The sequence below is a fragment of the Mesorhizobium sp. M1423 genome, assembly GCF_040317575.1.
GTDB lineage: Bacteria > Pseudomonadota > Alphaproteobacteria > Rhizobiales > Rhizobiaceae > Mesorhizobium.
On sequence record NZ_JAMYKU010000022.1, the window covers coordinates 1 to 12,053 of the forward strand.

The 12,053-nt window shown below is 63.3% G+C and carries 13 protein-coding genes and 1 tRNA gene; 5 read left to right on the forward strand and 9 right to left on the reverse strand.

The genetic code is table 11. The features are described 5' to 3' along the window. The 4 genes from NKG95_RS24345 to NKG95_RS24360 form a co-directional block, all read right to left on the reverse strand. Window positions 1–447 (reverse strand): ABC transporter permease subunit (locus NKG95_RS24345; protein WP_352915788.1); only part of this gene is annotated, 447 nt, incomplete at its 3' end. Continuing rightward, window positions 447–1,178 carry an ABC transporter permease gene (locus NKG95_RS24350; protein WP_036244431.1) on the reverse strand — a complete coding sequence of 244 codons (732 nt, stop codon included), beginning with the start codon at window positions 1,176–1,178 and terminating at the stop codon, window positions 447–449. The genes NKG95_RS24350 and NKG95_RS24345, both read right to left, overlap by 1 nt. A 126-nt stretch (window positions 1,179–1,304) precedes the next feature. Next, entirely contained in the window at window positions 1,305–2,099 is a 795-nt protein-coding gene (locus NKG95_RS24355; RefSeq protein WP_352483947.1) for a transporter substrate-binding domain-containing protein, read from the reverse strand. Window positions 2,100–2,153: 54 nt separating this feature from the next. Continuing rightward, window positions 2,154–2,963: an ABC transporter ATP-binding protein gene (locus NKG95_RS24360; protein WP_353042767.1), complete on the reverse strand. Its 810-nt coding sequence runs from the start codon at window positions 2,961–2,963 to the stop codon at window positions 2,154–2,156. 218 nt (window positions 2,964–3,181) lie between these two features. On the opposite strand from NKG95_RS24360, the gene NKG95_RS24365 reads away from it, so the two are divergent. The 3 genes from NKG95_RS24365 to NKG95_RS24375 are packed head-to-tail and all read left to right on the forward strand — an operon-like array spanning window position 3,182 to window position 6,372. After that, the gene (locus NKG95_RS24365; protein WP_353042806.1) at window positions 3,182–4,030 is read left to right on the forward strand and encodes a dimethylarginine dimethylaminohydrolase family protein; all 849 of its coding nucleotides are present in this window, start codon (window positions 3,182–3,184) and stop codon (window positions 4,028–4,030) included. Beyond that, window positions 4,027–5,607, forward strand: a complete 1,581-nt coding sequence (locus NKG95_RS24370) for a 5-guanidino-2-oxopentanoate decarboxylase (protein ID WP_353042768.1) — start codon at window positions 4,027–4,029, stop codon at window positions 5,605–5,607. Before NKG95_RS24365 ends, NKG95_RS24370 begins: the two co-directional genes overlap by 4 nt. Before the next feature lie 57 nt (window positions 5,608–5,664). Next, the gene (locus NKG95_RS24375) at window positions 5,665–6,372 is read left to right on the forward strand and encodes an SDR family NAD(P)-dependent oxidoreductase (protein ID WP_023718023.1); all 708 of its coding nucleotides are present in this window, start codon (window positions 5,665–5,667) and stop codon (window positions 6,370–6,372) included. Between the two features lie 90 nt (window positions 6,373–6,462). Here NKG95_RS24375 and rpsA read toward each other — a convergent pair whose 3' ends face one another. The 4 genes from rpsA to aroA form a co-directional block, all read right to left on the reverse strand. Further along, window positions 6,463–8,160, reverse strand: a complete 1,698-nt coding sequence (rpsA, locus tag NKG95_RS24380) for a 30S ribosomal protein S1 (protein ID WP_023676278.1) — start codon at window positions 8,158–8,160, stop codon at window positions 6,463–6,465. Between the two features lie 204 nt (window positions 8,161–8,364). Further along, window positions 8,365–9,015: a (d)CMP kinase gene (gene cmk, locus NKG95_RS24385; protein ID WP_353042769.1), complete on the reverse strand. Its 651-nt coding sequence runs from the start codon at window positions 9,013–9,015 to the stop codon at window positions 8,365–8,367. A 111-nt stretch (window positions 9,016–9,126) separates the two neighbouring features. Next, window positions 9,127–9,324: a DUF6881 domain-containing protein gene (locus tag NKG95_RS24390; RefSeq protein WP_352495730.1), complete on the reverse strand. Its 198-nt coding sequence runs from the start codon at window positions 9,322–9,324 to the stop codon at window positions 9,127–9,129. Continuing rightward, window positions 9,321–10,679: a 3-phosphoshikimate 1-carboxyvinyltransferase gene (aroA, locus tag NKG95_RS24395; RefSeq protein ID WP_353042770.1), complete on the reverse strand. Its 1,359-nt coding sequence runs from the start codon at window positions 10,677–10,679 to the stop codon at window positions 9,321–9,323. The genes NKG95_RS24390 and aroA overlap by 4 nt, the downstream gene beginning before the upstream one ends. A 194-nt stretch (window positions 10,680–10,873) precedes the next feature. Between aroA and NKG95_RS24400 the strand changes: the two genes are divergently transcribed. Both NKG95_RS24400 and NKG95_RS24405 read left to right on the forward strand, forming a co-directional pair. Beyond that, window positions 10,874–11,263 carry a TIGR02300 family protein gene (locus NKG95_RS24400; protein ID WP_023676282.1) on the forward strand — a complete coding sequence of 130 codons (390 nt, stop codon included), beginning with the start codon at window positions 10,874–10,876 and terminating at the stop codon, window positions 11,261–11,263. Between the two features lie 163 nt (window positions 11,264–11,426). Beyond that, window positions 11,427–11,502, forward strand: a tRNA-Ala gene (locus NKG95_RS24405). Between the two features lie 230 nt (window positions 11,503–11,732). On the opposite strand, the gene NKG95_RS24410 is transcribed toward NKG95_RS24405, so the two are convergent. Further along, entirely contained in the window at window positions 11,733–12,038 is a 306-nt protein-coding gene (locus NKG95_RS24410) for a hypothetical protein (RefSeq protein WP_353042771.1), read from the reverse strand. Window positions 12,039–12,053 lie beyond the last annotated feature (15 nt).

Consider the following 12,053-nt stretch of genomic DNA (forward strand, 5'->3'; position numbering starts at 1 on the left):
ATACGAGATCGTCAGAGAAAGAACGGCGTAGGGCCATGCCTGCCTTAGAATGGGCCAGAGGAACGACTCGCGTATCCACGGAAATTGCGGAAACAGCGAACCCAGTCCGTAGTAGAGCAGCCAGAGCTGGAGCAGCAGCGGCGTGCCGCGAACAATCGTGCAGAACACCTTGGCCGGCACGCTCAAGATCGGCGGGCCGATCACCTGCGCCAGGCCGAGGGGGATGGCGAGCGCGATGCCCAGAGCCGACGTTACCACAAGCAGCCAGATGGTCCGCCATATGCCTTGCAAAGCCAGCGGCAGATAGGTGGGAAGCCAATCCCAGCGCATGAGGAAAATCGATGCCAGTACGACAACCAGCGCGATCAGGATCAGAGCTATGCGGTGTGGCTGCATCCAGAGCGAGGCCCGTGCGGCGGCGTCAATGACCGGGGTTTCGGTCGCCATCAGTGCGATCCCGCGATCGACGGCATGCCGCGTCGCGCCCAGCGCTCAACCCGCCCGATGACGACGTTGGAGACGAGGGTCAGAACGAGATAAAGCGCGCCCGCCGCCATGAAGAAGGTGAAATAAGCCTTCGTCGCGCCGGCTGCCGTCCGTGTGGTTTGGGTCAGTTCATTGACGCCGACGATCGCGAGAAGCGCGGTGTCCTTGGTGGCGATCAGCCACAAATTTGCCAGCCCCGGAATGGCGAAGGGCAGCATCGCCGGCAGCGTTATACGCCTGAGAAGCAGGCCGGGAGGCATTCCATAGGCCCGCGCGGCTTCGATCTGGCCTTGCGGAACGGCGCGGATTGCGCCGCGCAAGACTTCGGTGGAGTAGGCGCCCTGCACGACCCCGAGCACGCCTATGCCGGCGACAACCCCGTTGATGTCGATCGCGGCATAGCCGAGCGCGGTAAGCAACTGGTTGATGAGGTCGGTACCAGCGAAATAAAGCAGCAGGATCAGCACCAGCTCGGGCACGGCGCGGACCACTGTGGTGTAAACTTCCAGCAGGTCACGGACCACCGGCCCGCCATAGAGCTTGCCATAGGCGCCGCCGACGCCGATCAAAAGACCAACCCCAAAGGAACCGAAAGCAATTCCGACGGAGTTTGCCAGCCCATGCAGAAGGCTGAGACCCCTGCCGTTCGGCGGTTCGAAGGACAGCAATTCCAGCGAACTGGCTCCGAACATGGTGGCGAGAACGTCGCTCAGCTTATGTCCCCTGGACTTGCGGGTTGAGGCGCCAATGATGCGTCAAGCCGGACATGCCCACCGCGACGACGGCGGCTAGGCATGCCCGGCTTGACGCCGTTGCCGTCAGTTGGACTGCGACGCTTCGCCGTAGATGTCGAAATCGAAGTACTTCTTGGTGATTTCGGCATATTTGCCATTGGCCCGAATGGCCTTGATGGCGGCATTGATCTTGTCCTTGAGCTCGGTGTCGCCTTGGCGCATGCCGGCGCCGACGCCCGGCCCGAGCACTTCAAGGTCCGGCGCGACATAACCCTTGAGGTCGCAGCACGCCTTGCCTTGGTCCGACTTCAAAAACGCGTCGAGCGCGATCGAATCGGCCTGAGTAGCATCGATCCGGCCGGCGGCGAGATCCTGATTTGCCTCGTCCTGCGTCTGGTATTCCTTGATTTCCGCAGCGTCGGTGAAGTGCTTCTTGGCGTAGGCGGCGTGCACCGTAGACGCCTGAACGCCGACTATCTTGGCTTTCAGCCCCTCTGGCGTCGCATCGAATTTCTGATCCTTGGCGCCGATCACCGCAGTCGGCGTGTTATAGTATTTGTCGGAGAAGTCGATTTCCTTCTTGCGCTCGTCGGTAATGGACATCGAATTCATGATCGCATCGATCTTCTTGGTTTTAAGCGCCGGGATGAGGCCGTCCCACGGGACTGGCGTCAATGCGCAATCCAGCTTGGCTTCGCCGCAAATGGCGTTGACGATGTCGACTTCCCAGCCACCCCACTTGCCGGAAGCATCCTGCGAGTAAAACGGCGGATAGGCTTCCGGCGAAAAACCCACCTTGATCTGTTCGGCGCTTGCCGAAAATGCGCCCGACAATGCGATCAGCGTGGCCGCGAGCGCCGTTTTGAGAAAAGGTTTCATTTTTCAGTTCTCCCGTTTTTTGGTTTTGACGTTCCCGTCTGCTTTTCTCGCAAGTCATCCAACATTGCGCAGAAACTGCTTCAGCCTTTCGGATTTTGGTGCGCCGAAGATCTGTTCCGGCGGCCCTTCTTCCTCGACCAGCCCGTTATGGAGATAGACGACATGCGTCGCCACCTCGCGGGCAAACTTCATCTCATGCGTGACCAGCACCATGGTGCGGCCTTCGCGCGCCAGGTCGCCGATCACCTTCAGCACTTCGCCGACCAACTCCGGGTCGAGCGCCGAGGTCGGCTCATCGAACAGCATGACGCGCGGATTGATGGCCAGCGCCCTGGCTATCGCTGCGCGCTGCTGTTGGCCGCCCGACAGATAGGCGGGGTAGACGTCGCGTTTTTCGGCCAGGCCGACGCGGGCGAGCAGCTTTTCCGCCTCGCCGATCGCTACATCGCGCTTGACGCCGAGCACATGCACGGGAACCTCGATGACGTTCTCGATCAACGTCATGTGGCTCCAAAGATTGAAGTTCTGGAAGACCATGCCGAGCTTGGAGCGGATGCGTTCGATCTGCTTGCGGTCGGCGGGCACGGTGTGGCCGTGGCTGTCGGCCTTCAGCTTTATCTCTTCGCCATTGACGCGGATGGTGCCGCTGGTCGGGTTCTCCAGGCAATTGATGCAGCGCAGCAGCGTCGACTTGCCCGAGCCGCTGCCGCCGATGATGGCGATCACCTCGCCATCGCGCGCCGACAGCGAAACGCCCTTCAATACGTGCAGCTTGCCGAAATTCTTGTGCAGGTTCTCGACGTGGATGGCTTCGGCGGCGCCGTTCTGCACCGTATGCTTCAGGGCGGTGGCCGGCGCTGTCATCGTCGCGGTGCCCCGCGGAGCAGCCGAGGCAGTCCTTGCTGGAATTTATTACCCATTACCCGTCACTGGACAGCGTTCCGATTCTCAAGATGGACCGTTCCGCTTGCCTCCGTCAACCGCAGTTTTTGGACCATTGATCACGGCCTGCCGAGTGGCTATTGGCAGGAGGGAGCGCGTTTCAGGAGAATTTAGTGGGCAAAGCATACGGGTCGCAGTCGATGGCCGGGCCGCTGCAGCGCGTGCTGATGCGCTCCGCCGCCAGCGCCATGCATCGGGCCGAAGCACTGGAATGGCACTACGGTCCCGGCTTCGATCCGCAAAAAGCGGCGGCCCAGCATGAAGCGCTGGCCGGGCTGATTTCCGGCTCAGGCGCCGAGATCGAATGGCTGAGCGACGCCGATGACGGGCTTGCCGATTCTGTCTTTACCCACGATCCCTCGCTGATGACCGACCATGGCGCGGTCATCCTTGCCATGGGCAAGGCGCTGCGCCGGCCCGAGCCCGGCCTGCACGAGGCAGCTTACGGGCGCATGGGCATACCTGTCCTCGGCCGTATCGAGACTCCCGGCCAGGTCGAGGGCGGCGACTGCGTGTGGATGGATGCAAACACACTGGCGGTCGGCCGCGGCGTACGCACCAATCAGCACGGCATCCAGCAGCTCTCCAACCTGCTTTCACCCAAAGGCATCCAGGTCTATGGCTTCGACCTGCCGCTCTGGCAAGGCGAGGACGCCTGCCTGCATCTGATATCGGTGATCAGCCCGCTCGCCGACGATCTGGCGCTGGTCTATGGGCCGCTCCTGCCGGTCGCCTTCCACCAGATGCTGCGTGCGCATGGCATTCGCCTGGTCGAGGGCGACGCCGACGAATTCTTCGCCTCGAGCGGGCTCAGCCTGAACGTCCTGCCGACCGCGCCGCGCCAGGTTATCGCCGTTGCCGGTTTTCCGAAGACGGCGGCTGCCATGCAGGCCGCCGGCTGTACGGTCTCGACATTCGAGGCCGATGCGCTGTGCATTGCCTGCGAGGGCGGCCCAACCTGCCTCACGCGCCCGGTGCTAAGACAATGACGACGATCGGCGAAGCGCTCATCACCTTGCTGGAAGCGCACGGCGTCGACACCGTCTTCGGCATTCCCGGCGTGCACACGGTCGAGCTCTACCGCGGGCTTGCGCGGTCGAAGATCCGTCACGTCACGCCGCGCCACGAGCAGGGCGCCGGCTTCATGGCTGACGGCTATGCGCGCGCCAGCGGCAAGCCGGGTGTCGCCTTCGTCATCACCGGGCCGGGGCTGACCAACACCATCACCGCCATGGGCCAGGCGCGCGCCGATTCGGTGCCGATGCTGGTAATCTCGGGCGTCAACGCCACGCCGACGCTGGGCAAGGGCCTTGGCCATCTGCATGAACTGCCGGACCAGCGCGGCATGATGGAGAAGGTGGCGCTGTTTTCGCACCGTGTCACCGAGGCCGGCGAATTGCCCGGCGTGCTCGCCCGCGCTTTTGCACTTTTTTCATCCTCGCGTCCGGGGCCAGTGCATATCGAGATCCCGACCGATGTCATGACCATGCCCGCCACCGGCATCGTGGCGCTGCTGCGGAATTCGGCCCCGCCCGAGCCGGGCGCCGCGGTGATCGCTGAGGCAGCCAGGCTTTGCGCTGCCGCCCGCCGGCCGCTTATCCGGGCCGGCGGCGGCGCCAAAGCTGCCGAAGCGCCGTTGCAGCGCCTGGCCGAGAGGTTGGGAGCGCCGGTCGTCCAGACCGCCAATGCGCGCGGCCTGCTCTATCGCCATCCGCTTGGCGTGCCGGCCAGCCCCAGCCTGAAGGCGGTGCGTGCGCTGATGGCCGATGCCGACCTGGTCATCGCCGCCGGTACCGAATTCGGTCCGACCGATTATGACGGCTATGGCGACGGCGGTTTTGTCCTGCCCGCCAATCTGATCCGCATCGACATCGGCGCCGACCAACTTACCAGGCGGCCGGCCCGGATTTCGATCCAGGCCGATTGTGGCGCAGCGCTCGAGGCGCTGCATGCCGAACTCGGCATGGGCCAGGCGCAATCAGGCGACGGCGCCGCTCGCGCGGCCGCGACGCGGCAAGCGGCCTTTGCCGAGATTGGCCCAGCTATGCAGGCGCAATTGCGCGCCGTCGAGACGATCCGTGATGCGCTGCCTGGCTCGATCATCGTCGGCGATTCGACCCAGCCGGTCTACGCCGCCAACCTCTATTACGATCACGACCGGCCGGGCGGCTGGTTCAACGCCGCTACCGGCTTCGGCGCGCTCGGCTATGGCCCGCCGGCGGCGATCGGTGCTGCCCTTGCCAGGCCTGAGGCGCCGGTCGTTTGTCTCACCGGCGACGGCGGCTTCCAGTTCACCCTGCCGGAACTGGGCGCCGCGCTCGACGCGGCGGCGCCGGTGATCTTCGCCGTCTGGAACAATCGCGGCTACCGCGAGATCGAAACCTCGATGCTCGATGTCGGCGTCGAGCCGGTCGGCGTCTCCCCGGCACCGCCGGATTTCTGCAAATTGGCCGAAGCCTATGGCATTGCCGCCGAGCGGATTTCCGGCGCCGGCGGCTTGGCGGACGCGCTACGGCGCGCGCGGGCGGCTGGACGACCCTACGTCATCGAGATTTCGGTTGAGTGATCGCGCGAAAGGCGCGACCTTCCGCATCGGCGGCGCGCAACGACGGAGCGGTCGAATATGACGGAAACACTGGACGGCAGACATATCGTGGTGACCGGCGGCACCGGGGCGCTTGGCGGCGCGGTCGTAGGGAAACTGCTGGAGCAGGGCGCGATTTGCCATGTGCCCAATGCCCACGCTGCCGCGCCTGCCCATTTTCCCTTCCCGGCACATGACCGCGTCAGGCTGGCGCACAATGTCGACCTCGCCGACGCTGCCAAGGTCGATGCCTTCTATGCTAGCGTTCCGGATTTGTGGGCATCGGTGCATCTGGCCGGCGGCTTCACCGCCGCACCGGTCGAGAAGATCGAGCCCGCCTCCTTTGCCGAGATGATGGACACCAACGCCCGCACCACCTTCCTGTGCTGCCGCGCGGCGATACGCTCGATGCTGGAATCTTCCGTATCGGGCCGCATCGTCAATGTCACGGCGCGAGCCGGGCTCGATCCGCGGCGCGGCTCCGGCAAGGTGGCTTACGCTGCCGCCAAGGCGGCGGTCGCCGCGATGACCGTGGCGATGGCCGAAGAGCTGAAGGGCAAGGGCATACTGGTCAACGCCGTGGCGCCCTCGACCCTAGACACGCCGGCCACCCGGGCTGACATGCCGGGCGCCGATTTCAGCAAATGGGTCAGCTTGGAAGCAGCCGCGGAGGCCATTGCCTACCTCGCTTCGCCGGCCAATCTGGCGATGAGCGGCACGCTGGTGCCGCTTTACGGCAGGGCCTGAAATTCAGGTCGGGTGCAAAAAAAGCCCCGCCGGATCGCTCCGGCGGGGCTTTTTGTTTCGTTTACAACCTGCGCGAGGCGCAGTGTTGGCTTAGCTGCCCTGCTTCTTCAGCGCGGCACCCAGGATGTCGCCCAGCGAAGCGCCGGAGTCAGTCGAACCGTACTGGGCGACCGCTTCCTTCTCTTCGGCGATTTCCAGCGCCTTGATCGAGACCTGCAGCTTGCGGGTCTTCTTGTCGAAGGCGATGACGCGGGCGTCGACCTTCTGGCCGACAGTGAAGCGCTCGGGGCGCTGCTCGTCGCGGTCACGGCTGAGGTCGGAGCGCTTGATGAAGGTCTCGATGCCGCTGTCGACCAGCCGCACTTCCAGACCGCCATCCTTCACGCCGATAACCTCGCAGGTGACGACTGCGTTCTTGCGCAGTTCGCCTGACGTCGCCGCTTCGCCGACCGTGTCCTTGGCCAGCTGCTTGATGCCGAGCGAGATGCGCTCCTTGTCGATGTCGACGTCGAGCACCTGCGCCTTGACCATGTCGCCGCGATTGTACTCCTCGATCACCTGCTCGCCCGGACGGGTCCAGTCGAGGTCGGAAAGGTGGACCATGCCGTCGACATCGCCTTCGAGGCCGATGAACAGGCCGAACTCGGTCTTGTTCTTGACCTCGCCCTCAACCTGGCTGCCGACCGGATGGCTGCGCGCGAAGGCCTCCCACGGGTTCTCCAGCGTCTGCTTGAGGCCGAGCGAGATGCGGCGCTTGGCCGGATCGACTTCGAGCACCACCACGTCGACTTCCTGCGTCGTCGACAGGATCTTGCCGGGATGCACGTTCTTCTTGGTCCACGACATTTCCGAAACGTGGATGAGGCCTTCGATGCCCGGCTCCAGCTCGACGAATGCGCCGTAGTCGGTGATGTTGGTAACGGTACCCTTGATCTTCTTGCCGATCGGGAACTTGGTGCCGATCTCGGACCACGGATCGCTCTCGAGCTGCTTCATGCCGAGCGAGATGCGGTGGGTTTCCTGGTTGATGCGGATGATCTGCACCTTGACCGTCTGGCCGATATTGAGGATTTCGGTCGGATGGTTGACGCGGCGCCATGCCATGTCGGTGACGTGCAGCAGGCCGTCGATGCCGCCGAGGTCGACGAACGCACCATAGTCGGTGATGTTCTTGACGACGCCTTCGACCACCTGGCCTTCTTCGAGGTTCTGCACGATTTCCGAACGCTGTTCGGCGCGGCTTTCCTCGAGTACGGTGCGGCGCGACACCACGATGTTGCCGCGGCGGCGATCCATCTTGAGGATCTCGAAGGGCTGCGGGTTGTGCATCAGCGGCGAGACGTCGCGGATCGGGCGGATATCGACCTGGCTGCGCGGCAGGAAAGCCACGGCACCGTCGAGGTCGACGGTGAACCCGCCCTTGACCTGGTTGAAGATGACGCCTTCGACGCGTTCGCCCTTGGTGAACTTCTCTTCGAGACGGACCCAGCTCTCTTCGCGGCGGGCCTTTTCACGCGACAGCATGGCTTCGCCAAGCGCGTTCTCGATACGCTCGACATAGACCTCGACCGTGTCGCCGACCTTGAGCGTCGTGTCCTTACCCTTGACGCCAAATTCCTTCAGCGGCACGCGGCCTTCGACCTTGAGGCCGACGTCGATGATGGCCATGTCCTTCTCAATGGCAGTGATGATGCCCTTGACGACCTGGCCTTCGCCGGAATGGCCGGCGGAAAATGATTCTTCGAGCAGGCTCGCGAAATCATCGCGAGTGGGATTTGCAACTGACATAGTTTCTCCTGGAATGCCCCGCAATCTGTCGCGGGGCGGGCGCCGTGGGTTAGCGTTGCGTTGGCCTGCCGGCGTTCCGGGCAAAAAGCCCTTGGCCGCCCTTGAGCGGCAATTCCGGCGCATGAAGAATGCTGGCAGGCTGGTTCATACCCGATATGGGATTCTTTTTGTCGCCGGCAATCGGCGGCCGCAGGAAAACCCGGCTCAGGCTTCGTTTCTCTTGGCCAGGACATCGTCGATGATCGCCTGAGCTGCCAGAAACGCGGCTTCTATAGCCATTTCCGACGTGTCGAGCAAGTGCGCATCGGCGGCCGGCTTCAAGGGCGAGTCCATGCGGCCCATGTCGCGCTCGTCGCGGCGCACGATATCGGCAAGGATTTCATCGAAATTGGCAGTGCCGCCGATGCTCTCGATTTCGTCCAGCCGCCGCTTTGCCCGCACCTCGGCACTGGCCGTGACATAGAGTTTTACGTCGGCATCGGGACACACGACAGTGCCGATGTCGCGGCCGTCGAGCACCGCGCCCGGCGGGGTTTTTGCAAAGTCGCGCTGCTTGTCGACCAGGATGCGCCGCACCGACGGGATGACAGCCACTTTCGACGCCGCCTCGCCAACGGCATGTGCCGAAAGCACGGCGCGGTCGAGCTTTGCCAGATCGACCTGGCGAGCCGCGGTTTCAGCGGCCGAGACATTGTCGAGCGGCAGGCCCAGCCGAAGCAGCGAATGCGCCACCGCGCGATAGGTAAGGCCGGTGTCGAGCAGGTTCAGCCGGTAGTGATCGGCGAGCCGTCGGGCAAGGGTGCCCTTTCCAGCGCCTGCAGGTCCGTCGATGGCGATGGTGAAGCCTGTCGTCATTCGAAACCTCGATGCAAGTGCCTCACTCCATCGGCGCTCGAAGTCAACCGCGTTGACCTCCGAGGCCTCGAACTGATTGTCGGAGTTGATTTCTGTGAGATCGGGAAAGCCTTATACGGAATTTCTGGTGCCCCCGATCTCAATATCCTCCGACCCGTCGAGGGCAGCGCCGCGAATGGCAAAACCCACGGAGCCATCGGCATAGAACTCTATAGTCCGGTTCTGGAAATTGTCGTCGGCAACTTCATACCAGAGATGGGACGGCTCCTCCGGTATGCTATGTTTCCAATGAACGTAAAAGTATCTCACTCGATCGCCGCACCGAGCCCCTTCATCAGGCCCATGAATTCCGGAAAACTTGTCGCGATCATCGCTTGATCATCGATGGTCACGGGTTTTTCCGTCGCCAGCCCCATAACCAGAAAACTCATGGCTATGCGGTGGTCGAGATGGGTCTGGACGATGGTGCCCTGTCCGTTGGGGTGTTGGCCGAGGCCCTTGCCGCCAGGTTTTCCGCGCACGGCCAGCGTGGCCTCGCCCTCGCTGCAATCGACGCCGTTGAGCTTCAGCCCGTTGGCGACCGCCGACAGCCGGTCGGATTCCTTCACCCGCAGCTCTTCAAGCCCGAGCATGAGCGTTTCGCCCTCGGCAAAGCTCGCCGCCACGGCAAGCACCGGATACTCGTCGATCATAGTCGGCGCCCGTTCGGGCGGCACGGTGACGCCTTTCAGTTCGGAATAGCGTACGCGCAGGTCGGCGACGTCCTCGCCGCCTTCGTTGCGCGGATCGATTATGTCGATCCAGGCGCCCATTTCCTGCAGCGTCAAAAGAAGGCCCGTGCGCGTCGGGTTCATCAGCACGTTTTCGATGGTGATGTCCGAGCCCGGCACGATCAGCGCGGCCACCAGAGGAAAGCCGGCCGAGGAGGGGTCGCCAGGCACCGCGATGGTCTGGCCGGTGAGCTTGCCCTGGCCTTCGATGAAAATGTGGCGCACGCCGCGCTCGTCGGTCTCGACCGACAGATTGGCGCCGAATCCCTTGAGCATCTTTTCGGTGTGGTCGCGCGTCATCACCGGCTCGATGACCGTGGTGATGCCCGGCGTGTTCAGCCCGGCCAGCAGCACCGCCGACTTGACCTGCGCCGAGGCCATCGGCACGCGGTAGGTGATCGGCGCGGCGTGCTTGGGCCCGCGCAGCGTGATCGGCATGCGGTCGCCGGGTGTCGCCTTCAGCACCTGCACGCCCATCTGGCGAAGCGGTTCGAGCACGCGGCCCATCGGCCGGCCGGACAGCGAGGCGTCGCCGATGAAGGTGGTTTCCATGTCATAGGTGCCGACCAGGCCCATGGTGAGGCGGGAGCCCGTGCCGGCATTGCCGAAATCGAGCGGGCCCTCCGGTTGCAGCAGCGCGCCATTGCCGGTTCCGCGGATCACCCACTCAGTGCCATGCTTCTCGATATGAGCGCCCATCGCCTTCATGGCAGCGCCCGTACGCATCACGTCCTCGCCTTCCAGTAGTCCGGTGATGCGGGTTTCGCCGGAGGCCAGCCCGCCAAACATGAAGGAACGGTGCGAGATCGACTTGTCGCCCGGCACCCGTGCCGCGCCGGAAAGACCAGATGATTTTCGGGCGGTGGCCTGCTTCGGGGCGGCAGTGTGCGACATGGTTCTTTCCTGGAAACGCCGGCGGCCGGCCATTTTCTTGTGGTTTGCGCGGTCTCCTATCATGGCGGATCGAGATGGTCATCCCCTTGGTACGAAGGCCTTCGAATTCAAGCTTTTTGGGACGCCGGCTTTTCGCTTTGACAGCGCCGTAAACTCTGGTTAAGGGGACCAAACTTTCATCGACGAGGCTTGCTGTGGCAAAACCCGAACTTGGCACCAAACGCATCGACCCGGAGACAGGTCGAAAATTCTATGACTTGAACAAGGACCCGATCGTCTCGCCTTACACGGGCAAGAGCTATCCGCGCTCCTATTTCGAAGAAGGCAAGATCGCCGCCCTCGAGGAGGAAGAGGAAGTTGCCGAGAAGGAAGTGGACGCCGAAGAGGAAGAGGGCGTCGAGGTCGTTTCGCTCGAAGAGGCGGACGAGGACGCGAAGGCCGACGAGCTTCCCGATCTCGGCGACGACGAGGACGACGTCGACCTTGGCGATGACGAGGATGACACGTTCCTCGCCGACGAGGAGGAAGAAGACGACGACGTTGCCGACATGATCGGCGTCGGCGAAGACGACGACGAAGTCTGAGCGAACCGCATTCGCCGGCTTTCGCAGCCCCCGCCTAGAAAAAGCGGTTCTTGAAGGCTTGATATTGACTGAAGGCGGGGTTAGAAGCCGCCTGCACTAACGGCGCGGTCTCAACCCGCGCCGGATCTCTTCGCCGGAAACGGCGCCGGCGGACTGCCGGAGTGGGGCCATAGCTCAGTTGGGAGAGCGCTTGAATGGCATTCAAGAGGTCGTCGGTTCGATTCCGATTGGCTCCACCAGTTCTACCTACCGAAATCATCAGCAGAGCGGCCGCCCGTCCCGGGCTGGCCGCCGCCTATCGCGGAACCTAGCTGAGACTAGTGTGATCGACCGTCGGCCTGGGCTCGCCAAATATGGTGAGCCCGTGCCCGGTCAGCACATGTCTCAGCAGGCCTGATTTGTGGTTTGAACCGCGAGCACCGGGTTTGGACTAGGTGGCGGCCTGAAACGACGGCTGAGCAAAACTCCGTTACTTGTTGCAGTTCTGCATATCCGACGTCATAGCGCCGCTGGGGGTGTTACTGTCGGTATCGTTGCCTGCCGTATCCTTGCAGCGGTCATCCATGCCGTTTCCTTGCGTGGCGTTCGTTGCGTTCGGATCGATCGTATTCGGCGTGGTTGCGCTACCGGTGCCGGTGTTGCCGCCGGAGGTACCCATATCGGCGCCGGTATTTCCGCCCGTGCCAGTTCCGCTGGTTCCCGAGCCGGTCGATTGTGCCATGGCAGATGTGGCCAGGCCGATAGCAAGTAGGGATGCAGAGAGAATTTTCATCATCTTAGTGTCTCCATC